16 protein-coding genes and 1 pseudogene are annotated in these 15,685 nt (G+C 40.5%); 6 read left to right on the top strand and 11 right to left on the bottom strand.

The window, feature by feature from the left end; translation table 11 throughout:
• Positions 1-91: 91 nt before the first annotated feature.
• Genes K8F54_RS00190 through K8F54_RS00165 form a run of 6 tightly spaced genes read right to left on the bottom strand, consistent with a single transcriptional unit; the run spans position 92 to position 5,842 of the window.
• On the bottom strand, positions 92-1,150 hold the full coding sequence (locus tag K8F54_RS00190; protein ID WP_290785342.1) for a nucleoid-associated protein: 1,059 nt from the start codon (positions 1,148-1,150) through the stop codon (positions 92-94).
• 50 nt (positions 1,151-1,200) lie between these two features.
• Positions 1,201-1,713: a hypothetical protein gene (locus K8F54_RS00185; protein ID WP_290785339.1), complete on the bottom strand. Its 513-nt coding sequence runs from the start codon at positions 1,711-1,713 to the stop codon at positions 1,201-1,203.
• A 51-nt stretch (positions 1,714-1,764) separates the two neighbouring features.
• A complete protein-coding gene (locus K8F54_RS00180; protein ID WP_290785336.1) occupies positions 1,765-2,790 on the bottom strand; it encodes a COX15/CtaA family protein in 1,026 nt (341 codons plus the stop codon).
• On the bottom strand, positions 2,790-4,217 hold the full coding sequence (locus K8F54_RS00175; protein ID WP_290785333.1) for an HD domain-containing protein: 1,428 nt from the start codon (positions 4,215-4,217) through the stop codon (positions 2,790-2,792). Before K8F54_RS00175 ends, K8F54_RS00180 begins: the two co-directional genes overlap by 1 nt.
• 3 nt (positions 4,218-4,220) lie before the next feature.
• Positions 4,221-4,781, bottom strand: coding sequence for an L-threonylcarbamoyladenylate synthase (locus K8F54_RS00170; RefSeq protein WP_290785330.1), 561 nt, complete (start codon positions 4,779-4,781; stop codon positions 4,221-4,223).
• Positions 4,778-5,842, bottom strand: coding sequence for a glycosyltransferase family 1 protein (locus tag K8F54_RS00165; protein WP_290785326.1), 1,065 nt, complete (start codon positions 5,840-5,842; stop codon positions 4,778-4,780). The genes K8F54_RS00170 and K8F54_RS00165 overlap by 4 nt, the downstream gene beginning before the upstream one ends.
• Positions 5,843-5,943: 101 nt before the next feature.
• Between K8F54_RS00165 and K8F54_RS00160 the strand changes: the two genes are divergently transcribed.
• Positions 5,944-6,732: a Kdo domain containing protein gene (locus K8F54_RS00160; RefSeq protein WP_363298933.1), complete on the top strand. Its 789-nt coding sequence runs from the start codon at positions 5,944-5,946 to the stop codon at positions 6,730-6,732.
• On the opposite strand, the gene K8F54_RS00155 is transcribed toward K8F54_RS00160, so the two are convergent.
• Entirely contained in the window at positions 6,718-7,479 is a 762-nt protein-coding gene (locus K8F54_RS00155; RefSeq protein WP_290785323.1) for a glycosyltransferase family 2 protein, read from the bottom strand. The genes K8F54_RS00160 and K8F54_RS00155 overlap by 15 nt on opposite strands.
• Before the next feature lie 39 nt (positions 7,480-7,518).
• Between K8F54_RS00155 and K8F54_RS00150 the strand changes: the two genes are divergently transcribed.
• Positions 7,519-8,340 carry a glycosyltransferase family 2 protein gene (locus K8F54_RS00150; RefSeq protein WP_290785320.1) on the top strand — a complete coding sequence of 274 codons (822 nt, stop codon included), beginning with the start codon at positions 7,519-7,521 and terminating at the stop codon, positions 8,338-8,340.
• Here K8F54_RS00150 and K8F54_RS00145 read toward each other — a convergent pair.
• Both K8F54_RS00145 and K8F54_RS00140 read right to left on the bottom strand, forming a co-directional pair.
• Positions 8,337-9,398, bottom strand: coding sequence for a glycosyltransferase family 9 protein (locus K8F54_RS00145; protein WP_290785317.1), 1,062 nt, complete (start codon positions 9,396-9,398; stop codon positions 8,337-8,339). The genes K8F54_RS00150 and K8F54_RS00145 overlap by 4 nt on opposite strands.
• 48 nt (positions 9,399-9,446) lie before the next feature.
• Entirely contained in the window at positions 9,447-10,262 is an 816-nt protein-coding gene (locus K8F54_RS00140) for a 2,3,4,5-tetrahydropyridine-2,6-dicarboxylate N-succinyltransferase (protein WP_290785315.1), read from the bottom strand.
• A 128-nt stretch (positions 10,263-10,390) separates the two neighbouring features.
• Between K8F54_RS00140 and ruvX the strand changes: the two genes are divergently transcribed.
• The 4 genes and pseudogenes from ruvX (at position 10,391) to mazG (ending at position 12,893) form a co-directional block, all read left to right on the top strand.
• A complete protein-coding gene (gene ruvX / locus K8F54_RS00135) occupies positions 10,391-10,801 on the top strand; it encodes a Holliday junction resolvase RuvX (RefSeq protein WP_290785312.1) in 411 nt (136 codons plus the stop codon).
• Positions 10,802-10,807: 6 nt separating this feature from the next.
• Positions 10,808-11,398, top strand: a complete 591-nt coding sequence (def, locus tag K8F54_RS00130) for a peptide deformylase (protein ID WP_290785309.1) — start codon at positions 10,808-10,810, stop codon at positions 11,396-11,398.
• Positions 11,399-11,460: 62 nt separating this feature from the next.
• Positions 11,461-11,871, top strand: a pseudogene (locus K8F54_RS00125) (DUF5606 domain-containing protein); the annotation flags it as partial.
• A 248-nt stretch (positions 11,872-12,119) separates the two neighbouring features.
• On the top strand, positions 12,120-12,893 hold the full coding sequence (gene mazG / locus K8F54_RS00120; protein WP_290785306.1) for a nucleoside triphosphate pyrophosphohydrolase: 774 nt from the start codon (positions 12,120-12,122) through the stop codon (positions 12,891-12,893).
• A 16-nt stretch (positions 12,894-12,909) separates the two neighbouring features.
• Here the strand turns inward: mazG and K8F54_RS00115 are convergent, their stop codons facing one another.
• Complete coding sequence (locus tag K8F54_RS00115) at positions 12,910-13,542, bottom strand: class I SAM-dependent methyltransferase (RefSeq protein ID WP_290785304.1); 633 nt, start codon at positions 13,540-13,542, stop codon at positions 12,910-12,912.
• Between the two features lie 9 nt (positions 13,543-13,551).
• Positions 13,552-15,675 (bottom strand): DUF349 domain-containing protein, encoded by a 2,124-nt coding sequence (locus K8F54_RS00110; RefSeq protein WP_290785302.1) that lies wholly within the window; start codon positions 15,673-15,675, stop codon positions 13,552-13,554.
• Between the last annotated feature and the right edge of the window lie 10 nt (positions 15,676-15,685).

Below are 15,685 nucleotides of genomic sequence, written 5' to 3'. Positions count from 1 at the left end.
ATGTATGGAGATTTTGTTACATCACCATAACAGTACTTCGCTGAATGCCACCTCAAAGTGAGTGCGTAAAAAAGGCGTAAACCCTAATTAACTAGCTCTTTTGTTCGTTGTTGAAATAGATCAAATAATAATACATCTGCTTTTCTTCGTCCCAACCTTTTTCTACAAACCGCTCGGCACTTTCGGGATTGATGAAATCTAATTTTATTTGAATATTAGTATCCAGATTGATGACATTCTTAATCTTCTTTCTGGCTGCGGTTACGGCGGTGTTCGCAATAGGGAAGGTGGTGAGATCTTCAATGCTGTATTTGGGGGCCATTTCACTTTTATAATGTCTGAATTCAGGTAGCAGGTCCGGATTGTCGATCACCTCATTCATAAAGTTAGACTCTTCGAACGTATCGTTTTTGGCGAAATGATTTACGGCGCGATTCATAAACATGACTTCTTGCTTCTTGTCTTCGGCAGGTAATACCACATCTTTGGCAAAGTCCTGACAAAATTTCAAGTATTTCTTAGTAAAGAAATTGTCATCTTCGCAAGCATCCACCCCCAAAAAACTTTCCAACCAATAACGCGCATCATAACGGTTACTATCTACCGAAAGAATCTTGTATCCTTCTTCTTTCTTGGTATTGAAAATAAGGCAGCCCTTATCCAGTCGGTTTAGGTTTACTCCTTGTTGCAGTAGTGCTTCCAACTGATTTTCTTTTTCTGAAAACTGCAAGAAATCCTGCTTGATCTCCGATTTAAAGATGCCCAGACCATTTACCTTTTCGTTATCGATCTGCATATTCTCCAAATAGGCGATATACACCTCCCCACTTTTAATATGGGGATGCAAGGATTGATCGAACAAGTATTGTGTGATCTGCTTGCCGAGTTCATGCACTGTTTCGGGTGCCTCGAAAATCTTCGAAGTGAGGGCGAATAATTCGTGAAACTCCAAGTCGGTCTCGTGTACAAACTGAAAATAATTCTCCTCCTTATCGCGAAAGGGTTTCAGAAAAAATTCCTTCAGCAATGGAGTAAGCTCATCGTCTGTTTTATAGGGTTGGGAGGATAATAAGATGGGTTCGTTCTTGCTTTTATTTCCGACTCGGTGAATAGAAAGTGACGCTATATGCGTATTAAATAGGTTGATCATTTAGAGGTTTGGGTTATTAGATAATTGGTTTGTTGGATGTTGGAAAAATGCTAATTCCAGTTTTCGTCAAAGTCGAGGTTTTCGTAATCTTCCGAATCCAGGCCGAAGTCTTCTTCAAAGTCGTCTTCGTCCATTTCTTCGGCTACAAATTCCTTTTCAGGGGCATCTTCTGGGATGACACCATGAGCGAACATGAGGTTGGGATAGCTCATTCCCGGTTCGGCTTCAACAATTTCGGCCAGTTCCACTAAAAAGGTCCACATATTCAAGAAATCGTAAATGTAAATTAGTTTGGTTTCATCTTCAGAAACCACATCCTCAATAAAGGTTTCATTCATAACGCGCGCACCACCGGGTTCATCGCTCATATCGAATAAGGCGATCTCTTCTTCCTGCTCCCATAGGTCGTTACTTGTATAAAAGGAGGCCATTTCCTGCCCGGCAAACCCAAAGGCTTGGGTAATAGCGTTGTGAAAATCCTCTAAGGTGGACGCGGCCTCTATTTCGATATCCCGAAAAACGTCCTCATGGGTATCTAGGATTATTCTGAAACGGTAGATCATCTGCTGAAATTTAGATAATACGTGAAATGATGGATTAACTATGGCACAAAGCTACGAACTTTTCCACTCATTTCTTTGCTGATATGCCTCTAATAGAACATAAAATTGAATTGCAAATAACAAGGAGGCAAAAATTAAATGCAATGGCTGAGTCAGGAATGGAAAGTCAAAATAATACATGGAGATACCTGTAACAATTTCGGCTATGACGAGTGCCATCATTAGGTTCAACATTTTTAAACCATAGCGATATATTCTATTAAAGTACCAGACCGCAATGTTTAACATAACCACCAGAATGGAGAAACTTCGATGTATATAAAAAGTTATGGTTGAATCAGATAGCCATTGTGATTTGTTTTCATAGCCCAAAAGGTCTACCTGTTCATCGACAAATTGTCGCACCTGTGTACCCAACACTATTTGCAATAAGCTGCATATCAAGGCAATGAGCAAGATGCCCCGATATCCATGTGATACATTGTAGTTCTTGCGTTTCTTCTTCGAAATAAATAATAAATACAAAAGGAGTGCTACAATCACCAAGGCCATTACCATGTGTATTGTAATTTTCACGGGCGATAAAACAGAATACACTACAGCGGCTCCAAGCCAAGCTTGAAATACAATTAACACCACGCCTAACCATGAAAGTAGTGTGAGACGTTTATGCTTTTTCCATTTTTTAAGGGAAAGTATGGCCATGATCAAAATTGCGAGGCCGGACAAGGCGCCAAAGAGTCGGTTGATATATTCGATCCATGTATGCCAAACATTAAATGTGGCATAATCGTGTTTGGTATATCTATTCCAGTTGGATGGGTCGAAGGCATCTGAAGTCGTAAATGAGGAGGCTGCGACTTGCAGGGTATTATCCTTTATAATTACCTGGCCTTTTTTAAAGTTTCTGTCGGGTTGCCATTCAAGATCCGCCGCATCGGTTGGTGGGATATAGTAGCCAAAACATTTAGGCCAATCGGGGCAGCCCATACCGGAACCCGTCATTCGTACCATGGCACCGGCAATTATTACTAGGAAAACAAATAGCAATGAAATTTTAACCCATTTTCGATACATTATTTTACAGGTGTTAGTTTGAGTTCTGCGCCTTTGGTCAACATATATTTTCTAGCCGCTTCATATTCATTAGGTATTTCTCCTTCTAGTATTGCCTCCTTGATGGCGTCTTTTATAATTCCAATTTCGCGTGATGGATCCAATCCAAATGTTTTCATAATTTCCTCACCACTTACCGGAGGTTGGAAGTTACGAATATGATCCCGTTCTTCCACTTCCACAATTTTATCGCGTACTAATTTAAAATTGTTTTGATATTTTTTAAACTTATTTGGGTTTTTTGTTGTGATGTCTGCCTCGCAAAGGGTCATAAGATCTTCCACGTATTCTCCGGCGTCGAATATGAGTCGGCGTACGGCACTATCAGTTACTTCCGAAGCAAGGGCGATGGGTCTTGAGCTCATAAGTACCATCTTTTGTACGAATTTCATTTTTTCATTCAATGGCATTTTAAGGCGTTTGAACAATTTGTACACCATTTTTGAGCCTACGAATTCGTGTGCGTGAAAGGTCCATCCTATTTTTTTATCGAAACGCTTGGTGGGTGCCTTTCCTATATCGTGCAATAAGGCGGCCCAACGTAGCCATAGGTTGTCTGTAGTTTGGGCGATATTGTCCACCACCTCCAAGGTATGCCAAAAGTTGTCCTTATGGCGTTGCCCTTCTTTTTCTTCGATGCCCTGCAAGGCTACCAATTCGGGAAAGATATGAGGCAATAACCCAGTTTTGAGCAATAGTCCAAACCCTTTTGAAGGTACGGGAGTCATCAATATTTTATTGATTTCATCCACAATACGTTCTTGAGAAATTATATTAATTCGTTCCGCATTCCGCGTAATCGCCGCCAAAGATGCTTTTTCGATTAGAAAATCCAACTGCGTCGCAAACCGGATCGCCCTAAGCATTCTCAAGGGATCATCGCTGAAGGTAATGTCCGGGTCCAATGGGGTACGGATGATCTTATTGTTGAGGTCGTCCAATCCATTGAAGGGATCAAGCAACAATCCAAAATTTTCTTTTTGAAGGCTGAATGCCAAGGCATTGATGGTAAAATCCCTGCGTTTTTGATCGTCTTCCAATGAACCGTCTTCCACGGCGGGATTTCTACTATTCTCGTTATACGATTCCTTCCTAGCGCCGACAAATTCAATTTCTATGGGGCCACTTTTCAGCATGGCGGTACCGTAATTCTTGAAGATGGAAACCTTTGGCTTTCCCGGAAGCAGATTGGACACTTCTTTGGCCAACTCAATGCCACTTCCCACAGCAACAATGTCAATATCCTTTGCATCACCTCGCTCTAGCAGATAGTCGCGTACATAACCACCAATTACATAACTCTCCAACTGCAAATTATGTGCAGCCTTGGCGATAGTTTTAAAAACTGGATGCGCTAACGCATTTTCGAATGTTGCGGTTTTTGGCATGAGTTATTGTCTGATTACTTGTACCGTACCATCATTCTTTAGCCTGATGATAGCTGATGGTTGACCGGATTTTCTGGTGCGGTGCAAATTTACAACATAGTCAACGCCCTCCAAAATTTGCGGACTTATTTCTTGAAAGCTCAATGGGGTCACTTCTCCGCTTATATTGGCCGATGTGGATACCAACGGCCTGTGCAGTTTTCGGATAAGTTGTTCGCAAAAATCATTTTTGACGACTCTAATGGCAAGTGAATTATCTTCGGCAACTAGGTTTTCCGCTACGCGGATAGGACTGTCATAGATAATTGTAGTTGGCTTATTGGCAAATTTTAAAATATCATAGGCTACCGCAGGAACTTGCGCTACATATTGTTCCAACATTTTGAAATCGTTTACCAAACAGATTAACGACTTACTTTCTGAGCGTTTTTTTAGCTGAAACACCTTTTCAATGGCTTCGGCATTGGTGGCATCACAGCCAATACCCCAAACCGTATCGGTAGGGTACAGTATAATACCTCCTTTTTTAAGCACCTCGTAGGCTTTATTGATTTCAGTAGTCATAATAGTGACTTATATACTTCAAGATATTGTTTGGCAGCAGTATTCCAATTAAAAAGTGCTGCCTGCTGTTCTAGTTTTTGGGTATGAATTTCTTTGTTCTTTTGAAACGTAATGAGTCCTTTCTGTACTTCCGAAGCCATATCTTCCGGATTGAAATTCTTCCAATAGAAGGCAGCATCACCGCCAATTTCGGGAAGTGAGGTCGCATTGGCCAGAAACACCGGTGTACCAAATCGCATGGCTTCAATAGGTGGCAGGCCAAAGCCCTCGCGCAATGAGGGAAAGACAAAGGCCGTTGCATTTTTTAAATGGTATTGCTTCTCTTCATCGGAAATACGTCCTGCAAGGGTCACACGGTGCTCTACTTTCAAAGCTGTGATCCGTTCTCGTACTTTTTCGGCGTATGGACGATCGTTATTTCCTGCTATGATCAATTTGAAGTCGGATAAATAAGGCATCATTTCTACCAAGAGGTGAAAATTCTTCCGTTCCCAAAAATCACCAATCGTGAATAGATAATTGCCCTCCGGTTTGTTTACAGGAGTATACTTAGAAAGGTCTAATGCGGCTTCGGAAGGATTTCCGTTATAGATCACATATTCAGGGACTTTAGGGACGTCAAAACTCGCATGGGTCGATTGCTTGGCATATTCTGAAATATAGGTAATCGCATTTGCGCGATTCAGTTTTTCGATAAAGCGCCGGTTACGCGGATGGTTGAGGTCGCTAGAAATTTCTTCAATAAAATTAACGTCGTGAATGGTCAATACATAGGGTATGTTGTGATGTGGTTCTACCTTGGTGTTTTGGTTAACCGAATGCCAAACATCGTACTTTTTTCGAAGGCGAAGTGCAGGATACCTTCGTAACCCCATATAAAATTTGTAATTGAAAAAGTTACCGAATTCCTGCTTCAGAAACTCTTTTTTCTGCGTGTGTACCGTAAATCTAATGGAAGGATCCGCACAGTGATACAGGCCTTTCAGCAAATAAAAATTATACTGACCGAAGCCGGTAAAGGGGTTTTTAATATTATGGGTTTCAAGGAAAACTTCTTTCAAATCGAGGAATTTTACAGCACCCTAAAGGTATCTTTTTTTGAATAAAATAGAAACGGATTATTAAATGTATTTTTGCATCGAAAGCAATACGAAAGAAACCCTTGGAAAAAGTTTCATATACAGCTAAGCTACCCCTTGAAGGACTTGTCCACAAAGACTATTTACCACAGTTAACCGAAATAGTAGGCATTGTCACAAATTTTAAAACGCAGGGGAAGCGCCTGGGCGATGGAGACCGCAATACCATAAAATTGTTCGATCTCAACGGAACAACCCTCAACGTAAAGTCGTTCAAAAAGCCAAACCTTATCAATAAGATCGTTTATAGGTATTTCAGGAAATCTAAGGCAGAACGCTCCTATACCTTCGCTAATAAGTTATTGGATAAGGGAATTCTAACGCCCCAACCCATAGCATTTTTTGAGCATTCGGATGTCATAGGGCTCAAGGATAGCTACTATATTAGTAAACACCTCAGATACGATCTTACCTATCGCGAATTGGTGCATCAACCGGATTATCCGGACCATGAGAATATTTTGCGACAGTTTACTGCCTTTACCTGGAAATTACATCAAAATAATATTTTGTTTAAGGACCATTCTCCCGGAAATACCCTCATCGTAAAGAAGGATAACGGCTATGATTTTTATTTGGTAGACCTCAATAGGATGGAGTTTCGACCCCTTACTTTTGAGGAGCGGATTAAGAATTTTTCTCGTATCACGCCAAAGAAGGAGATGGTGGAAATTATGAGTGATGAATACGCAAAACTTTCGGGAGAGGATTATACAAAGATTGTGACGCTGATGTGGAGCTTAGTTTCCAAGTTTCAGCATAAGTACCACCGAAAAGTGCGTCTGAAACAAAAATATCTATTCTGGAGATAGCCTTTGTAACCTTCTGAGTTCTCTGTAGCGTTCGGAAACGCTTAACGCGTTGAGTTTGCTGATAATCCAACCCTTCTTACCATCCAAAATTCCGAGTCGGATGATATAATGTGTCAGGAATTTATACAGTGGTTTAAGATATCGTTTTAACAGGCTGTAACGCTCGCCTTTCAGAAATAATTCCTTTCCTTTTAACTTGCCATACGCAATCATCTTTCCTTTATAAGTCTCGTAATCTTCGTAGAAGAAATGTAACAATTTATGCTTTAGCATCCCACTTTCTCCAACAACTTCGAGGTTTTCATGCACCAATTTAGACGGAATATAGGAAGCCCTATCTTTCTTGAAAAGGCGGTAGATCTTGTCGGTTTGCAATCCGCTGAATCGCAGTGGTTTTCCCTTATACATAAACTGCCTATAAAAATAATAGGCCGCGATGTGTGGATTGCCAAGTAGGGTCTGCTGAATTTCCTCTCGAAGGACCTCGGGGATCCGTTCGTCTGCATCTATAAACAAGACCCATTCATGGGCTGCTTTAGAGAGCGCGAAATTGCGTTGCGAGGCATAGTCCCCAAATTTTTTCTGAAATACTTGTACACGCTTGTCATTCAGTAGCGCTTCATAGGTGCCATCGTTGCTATACGAGTCGATAACAATGATCTCATCGGCAAAAGCAACGGTGTCGATTGCATCGGGAAGTTGCTTTATTTCATTATAAACAATAAGGAGTGCACTAAGTTTTGACATGCAGTTTATTTCACCAGTAAAAATAGTTATTTTTACACAATGGTAAGGCCCAAACTTTCAGTAATCATCAGTACATATAATCAGCCGGAATGGTTACAAAAAGTACTATGGGGATATGAGCATCAAACCGAAACCGACTTTGAGGTAGTTATTGCTGACGATGGTTCTTCTACTGAAACAAAAGATTTGATCGATTATTTTATAAACAGGTCAAAAATGAAGCTCCTCCATGTTTGGCATGAGGACAACGGTTTTCAGAAGACAAAGATTCTTAACAAGGCAATTGAAGCGTCAAATACCGATTATTTGTTGTTCAGTGACGGCGATTGTATTCCTCGTAAGGATTTTGTTGAAACACATCTAAAGTTTCAGGAACAGGGTTATTTCCTTTCGGGAGGGTATTTTAAGCTACCGATGGCCATTTCAGAAATAATCACAGAAGAGGATATTGCGAATCAGAATTGCTTTGATATTCATTGGCTTATGGAATATGGGCTAAGCCCTTCATTTAAGAATAACAAACTTACGGCTGCGGGATTCAAGGAAAAATTCCTGAATTGGATCACACCTACCGAAGCGACCTGGAATGGTCATAATGCATCGGGATGGAAGGCAGATATTGTGAAGGTTAATGGTTTTGACGAACGCATGCAATACGGAGGAGAGGATCGCGAATTGGGAGAGCGACTTTTTAATTTGGGAATCAAGGCAAAACAATTGCGTTACTCGGCTATCTGCGTACATTTAGATCATGAGCGAGGGTATGTAAAACCGGAAATGCTGGAAAAGAATGCCGAAATTCGAAAAGCTACCAAAGATCAAAAAGCCGTGTATACTCCTTTTGGTATCATAAAAAGTTAAACATGCCATCGAGCTAGAAACTTCCGTAATTCCGGGAGAATAAAATCGGGAGCAAATTGTCTGTATAAGTTGTCCGCCTTTTTCTTCAGCTTTTTTGGATGTTGGGTATACAGTTCTGGATAAAAATCTTTGAGGTGAACCGAAGCATTTTCTCCACCGGCCTCGTAACTATTCCATGCTTCTTTTAAGATCCATGGAGCGAAGATTGAAAATGTTGGACTAGACAATGCCTTAGCCATATTAACAGCACCACCCTCGTTACCAATAAGTGCCGTGCAGTGTTTGGTAAGTGCTAAAAACTGACGGAGATCCTTTCCATAGACCTCCTTAACAATATGTTTTTGGGTCATTTCAGAACACATTTCATACAGCCTGTCTGCTTCGGCTTGTTGTGACGGTATATAGTTGAATATGAGTTGGCCTTGGGTTTCAGCAACTACAAAATCCAACAAATTCGCCATATAGGGCAGGGGATAGGATTTCTTTTCACCGCTTCCCAGAATACCGATCATAAAGAGCGGTTTTTTCAGATCAATCCCATGATTGGTCAATATCTTGCTTGCGGCGTCAATTTCTTCAGGAAGTAAGTAAATCTTCGGCTTTGGGATGTCTTCAATCTGGCCTATCAAAGGCTCCAACAACATTACCCTATTTTCAATGGCCAGCCCTTCGTCTTTTTTCGATATCGTTTTCGGAACAAATGTATGGCTGTATTTGTGTTTGGTATACCATTTTCGATACCCAATCCTAGTTTTGGCCGCTGTCTTTTTGGTGAGGATAGCACTTCCTAATTTGGAATAGACATCGATGACGACATCGTACTTTTCGGCTATTATGCTTTCCCGAAATGCCTTTCCCAACTGACTTGACATTTCAAGTTCTTTTGAATACAACCAGTATTTATTGATGAATGGATTGTTTTCTACTACCGCCAATGTGTTACTGTTAATTAGATAATCCAATTGGGCCGAAGGAAAATGCGTTTGTAGTATTTCAAACAATAGGGAGGAGGTGAGCACATCACCGATCATCTTATGCTGAATTACAAGAATTTTCAAAATTTACAATAGATTATTTTGGTAGTACTTATTTTCTAAAAGTCCCAATTAAACGGCCACATCATATTCACGTAAGGCGTCGTTCAGGGATGTTTTTTTATTGGTGCTTTCTTTCCGTTTCCCGATTATTAAAGCACAGGACACCTGGTATTCTCCCGCAGGAAATTGTTTTGTATAACTGCCCGGAATCACCACAGACCGAGCGGGAACCAGCCCTTTCATTTCTTTTGGTGTACTTCCGGTCACATCGATAATTTTAGTAGAAGCAGTGAGAACCACATTGGCTCCTAAAACGGCTTCAGATTCAACGCGAACACCTTCCACTACGATGGATCGGGAACCTATAAACGCATTGTCTTCGATAATCACAGGAGCGGCTTGAAGGGGTTCTAATACACCGCCAATTCCAACACCACCGCTTAGATGAACGTTCTTGCCAATCTGAGCGCAAGATCCCACCGTTGCCCAAGTATCTACCATGGTGCCCTCATCCACATAAGCACCAATATTTACATAGCTTGGCATCAGTATGACGCCTTTCGAAATATACGCTCCGTGTCTGGCAACCGCATGTGGAACCACGCGGATTCCTTTTTCTTCATAGCCTCTTTTTAACGGAATTTTATCGTGGTATTCGAAGATACCCACTTCCATACGCTCCATTTTCTGAATGGGGAAATACAAGACCACGGCCTTTTTAACCCATTCATTTACCTGCCAGCCCGTGGATGTAGGTTGTGCACAGCGCAATTGTCCCTCATCACAAAGGCGAACCACCTCTCGAATGGCAGCTATGATTTCGGGATTTTGTAAAAGGGAGCGGTCTTCCCATGCTTTTTCAATGAGTTGTTGCAGTTGGGTCATTCTTCAGGATATTTACGAATATAAACATAGTAATACAATTGCAAACTTACTAACAAAGAATCACTCAAGGCCCCCAGAAGTAAATAAATTAGCATGCTATATACTATTGCCTTATTTTTGCAAACTGAATGGGACGCATACTAGCCATAGACTTTGGAACGAAACGAACCGGCATTGCTGTAACCGATGAAATGCAGTTGATTGCATCGGGTTTAACAACCATCGCGACCAAAGAATTGCTGGCTTTTTTGGAAGGCTATTTTGCTTCAGAAAAAGTAGACATTGTGATAGTAGGCGAACCCAAACAAAAGGATGGTACCCATAGTGATGTGGAAGTGGAAATTCAGAAATTTTTGACCAAATTTTCAGTGGTATTTCCAAAGTTACCCGTTAAAAGAGTCGACGAACGGTTTACCAGTAAAATGGCATTTCAAACTATGATTGATAGTGGTTTGAAGAAGAAACAGCGTCAAAATAAGGCACTAATAGATGAGATTAGCGCAACAATTATCCTTCAGGATTATTTGTATAATAAATAGATTACAATGATATTACCTATAGTGGCATACGGAGATCCGGTACTTCGGAAAAAAGGCAAGGAGATTACGGCGGAATATCCAAAATTAGATACACTGCTTGAAAATATGTTTGATACCATGTATGGAGCAAGGGGGATTGGCCTCGCCGCGCCGCAAATTGGTGAATCCATACGCTTATTTATAGTAGATGCCACGCCTTTTGAAGATGATGAAGACCTTACCGAAGCTGAACAGGAATATGTATCTACCTTTAAAAAAGTCTTTATTAATGCAAAAATACTAGAAGAAGAAGGTGACGAATGGGCCTTTAATGAAGGCTGTCTAAGTATTCCCGAAATCAATGAAGATGTCTTTCGGAAACCAAAGATTAGGATGGAATATTTCGATGAGCAGTTTAAAAAACATACAGACACCTTTGAAGGGATCGTCGCTCGTATCATTCAACATGAGTACGATCATATTGAAGGAATTTTATTTACCGATAAACTTTCTGTCTTAAAAAAACGTTTGATAAAAGGAAAATTAGCCAATATTTCAAAAGGAAAGATCGAAGTGAATTATCGAATGCGTTTTCCTTTGGCTAAAAAGAAACGTTAACATCTTTGGAAATATACTAGAAACAAGAGATATTTGCGACCCTTAAATTTAGGTTATACGATATGAGTTTAGAAAAAATCTTATCAATTGCCGGAAAACCCGGACTTTACGAGTTGAAAACACAAACCAGAAGCGGGTTTTTAGCCGAATCATTACTTGACGGAAAGAAAATAAGCGTGAGCGCACGACAAAATGTAAGTCTGTTAAGCGAAATTGCAATCTACACCCTTACCGAAGAAGTACCCTTACGTGTGGTGTTTACTAAGATTCAGGAAAAGGAAAATGGAGGAGCGGCTATTAGTCATAAAGCATCCAAGGATGAACTGGAAGAGTACTTTTTCGGAGTATTGCCCGATTACGACGAAGACCGTGTATATCCAAGCGATATAAAGAAAGTGGTGCAGTGGTATAATTTGCTTCAGAAAAAAGGATTGACCGATTTTTCAGAAGCGGAAGCCTCGGCCGATTCAGAAATAAAAGAAGCTACCAAGGGGGTAGAACCTAAGACGAGTGCAACACCAAAAACAGCAAATCCGATGGCTGGTGCAAAAGCATCTTCTACCAAGAAGGGAGCAACCGGCAAAAATACATCGGCTAGAAAAACATAAGCAATTTAAACAAGTTGATAGCCCGCACTTCTTTTTGATCTGCGGGTTTTTTTGTTAATGAAATTTAATAACTCCGTTTAATTCTGAAGGTCATTTGTGGTAGTTTTGTCCATATGAACTCTAGAGAAGATCAGTTACAAGCTTTCGACCGACTCCTAACCATCATGGATGAATTGCGGGAGCAATGCCCCTGGGATAAAAAGCAGACACTATTGTCGCTTCGCCATCTTACCATAGAGGAGACCTATGAGCTGGGGGATGCGATACTGGAGAATGACCTTCAGGAGGTTAAAAAGGAGCTGGGCGATCTGTTGCTACACATCGTTTTCTACGCCAAAATTGGAAGTGAAACCAAGGATTTCGATATCGGTGATGTCGCCAATGATATATGCGATAAACTTATTTCGCGACACCCGCATATTTATGGAGATATAACAGTCGCCGATGAAGAAGAAGTAAAACGCAATTGGGAAAATTTAAAGCTGAAGGAGGGCAAAACAAGTGTTCTGGAAGGGGTTCCAAAATCGTTGCCGGCCTTGGTAAAAGCCAACCGTATACAGGATAAGGTAGCGGGAGTAGGTTTCGATTGGGAGGAACCTAATCAAGTCTTTGAAAAATTAAAAGAAGAGCTTGAAGAATTACAACACGAAGTAAAGGAGGGGAGTGAAACGAAGATTGAAGCCGAGTTTGGCGATGTACTTTTCTCTATGATCAACTACGCCCGATTCTTAAAAGTAGATCCTGAAAACGCCCTGGAACGCACCAATAAGAAATTTATTAAACGATTTCAGTATTTGGAAAGTAAGGCGAAAGCACTTGGTAAATCCATGAAAGAAATGACACTGGCCGAAATGGATGTGTATTGGGAAGAGGCAAAAAAATTGTAGTTACTGGTTTTTGAGGTTATTTACTAAAGGAGATCAATCTTCCCTCTGCGATTACTTCAAAAAATCCAAACCGTTCCTTGATCCAATCTAAGTTTTCTTCGGAATAGAAAATAACATGTGTGGGATCATTTTTATAATACCAAGCTTCAAAATTTTCCTGTTCGGGCAATAGTTCACTCATGCAAAACAGCCTTCCTTGAGGTTTTAACAGGTCGAACAACAGCTGGAATTCTTTCGAAGGATTATGGAAATGCTCTATTACCTCACAACAGACTATAAAGTCATAGGTAGGTTCAAGTACAGCGGTGTCAGGATAAAAAAAAGGATCGTAAAGCGACATCGAATACCCTCTGTCCCGTAATAATTTTGTGATCACCGGGCCGCTTCCTGCTCCAAAATCCAAACCGAGGCAATTGCTGTTGTATTTCTGAACAACCGCATCGAATATGGGCTTCACGAACTGCTGGTAATGAATATCGTCCACATCATTCTTATGTAATAAATAGCGTTGCTTTTCAGTTTCAGGATCTAAAAATTGGACGGGATCCTTGTACACGGTATGGCAATTCCTGCACCGAAAATAAGGGACCTCTTGAAAAACGCCAAGTGGTTGGGTACGATCACTATGGCACATAATACAGGGTACCATAGGGCGATGTTATTGAATGGATTTGATCTTAGACAGCTTGGCCTTCCAAACTTCCAATTGTTCTTTGTGTTTGGCTATATTTTTATGCACCTCTTTTACCAACGGGTTTTCACTTTCTGTATTCTGAAAGAATCCCAGGTTGTTTTCCAATTGTCTGATCTCGTCCTTTGTCTCGCCAATTTTTTTCGAGATGAAGAACTGTTCATTCTGAAGCTTTCGTTCATCCTCCTGAGACACCATCGAATTCAGCTTATTTTCAAATTTGATAAGCTCGGTTTCTTTTTTCCCGAGATTCAATTGCCCGAACAAGCCGTCTAAAACCTTATTGAACTTACGCTCGATATTCCGTTTGTTATAGGGAACGCGTCCTATTTCTTTCCAAGAAGCGATTTGCGCCTTGATATTTTTTAGATCTGCCTTGTGATCTCCTGTAAGTTCGAAGGAAGATAAAGCTTCAAGAAGTTGCGATTTGGCTTCGTAATGCGCTACCTCTTCCTTATTGGCTTCGTTCTTTTGGGCGTGTAACTGATTAAAATAATGGTTACAAGCGCCTTTAAATTGTTTCCAGATCTTGTCGCTGTCCTTGCGAGGTACATGACCAATTTGTTTCCAGTCGCTCTGAATCTTTTTCATCAGAGGAGTCACAACTTCAAAATCATCGCTGTCCTTGTTGGCTTCAGCAATCTTAATGAGTTCCAACTTTTGCTCCAAGTTCTTGTATTGTTCTTTTTTCTGATTTTTATAGAACGCATTCTTCTCACGATTAAACTGGCGCGTGGCGTCTTTAAAAAGAGACCAAATTTCCTTATTGTTGGCACGAGGAACTTTCCCGGTTTCAAAATAAGCATCCCGTAATTCCTGTACCTTTTTTATGGCATTTTGCCAAGATTGGTGACTTGCTTTCGTTTCAGAAGTGATTTGACTAATGCTTTCTACAAGTTGTTTTTTCTTTTCAAAATTGACTTCAAACTCTTTTTCTTGATCTTTTAAAAGTTCATGACGTCTGTCGTGTACAATTTTGGTGAAACTGCTAAACTTATCCCATACCTCTTCACGAAACTCCTTGGCTACCGGTCCAATTTCTTCTTTCCACATCTTGTGCAGCATCTGTAACTCCCTAAACGCTTTGTTGATGTCTGCTTCCTGTGAAAGCTCTTCGGCTCTTCCAATAAGTTTTAACTTCTGTTCAAGATTGTGCTTGAAATCTAAATCTCTAAATTCTCGGTTAAGGTGTAAGAAGTCGTAAAAGTTTTCAACGTGGTGATGGTAGGTATTCCAAATGATATTGTACTTGTCTCGCGGAATGGGACCCGCCAAATGCCACCGTTCTTGGATGTCTTTAAAATGTTTGTAGGTGGTATTTATGTTCTCTTCGGCATTTAATAGCCCCTTCAATTCCTCAATTAATTCCTGCCTTCTGTTAAAGTTAGCCTGTAGATCTTTCTTTAAATTTTTATAGTGATTATTGCGTTTTTCTTTATAATCGAAGTATAGCGAATTGAATTCTTTCTTAAGCGGAGTAGTATAATGAAAGTCAATAATATTACCGCCTTCGGTCAGGAATTCTTCCTTTTTGTGCTCCAGATCCTCAGCAAATTTGGCATTGAATTCGGTTTTGATCTCTTCTACCTCATTTTTGATCTCCTGAATTGGTTTGCTGCTCATTAATTTCCCAAAAGCAGCGACTAACTCCTTTTTTGTAAGCGCGTGATAATCTGTGTGATCTTCTTCTTCGGTATGTTCATCCTCCTCTTCATCATCCGATGAGGCTACCTCATCTTCTTCATCTGCGTCATCTTCTGAAGTGTCTTCGGTACTTTCAACAGCGGGCTTTTCCTTTTTAGCCTTGGGCGCTTCGATAGCTTCGGATGGAGTTTCGCTTTGCTCTTCTAAAGGTGTTTCACTCTTTGCTTCTGAAGGACTACTTTCTACTTTAGCGGTTTCTTCCTCTAATTCAGCGGTAGTCTCGGTCGCTACACTTTCTTCAGCTTGCTCTTGCGATGCTGTTTCGCTGTCCACAACAGCTTTTGTATCTTCCGAAGCAACTTCGTCTGTAGATGAATTTACTGCTGTATCAATAGCTTCTTGTTCGGTGGGTTTTTCCTTTTCTTTTGGCAATTTTTCGTCGGACATATCTTTCAAT

This window comes from Altibacter sp. (genome assembly GCF_019913785.1).
Classification (GTDB): Bacteria; Bacteroidota; Bacteroidia; order Flavobacteriales; family Flavobacteriaceae; genus Altibacter.
The sequence above is the reverse complement of the archived record's forward strand: the minus strand, read 5'-3'. Positions and strand labels throughout refer to the sequence as shown.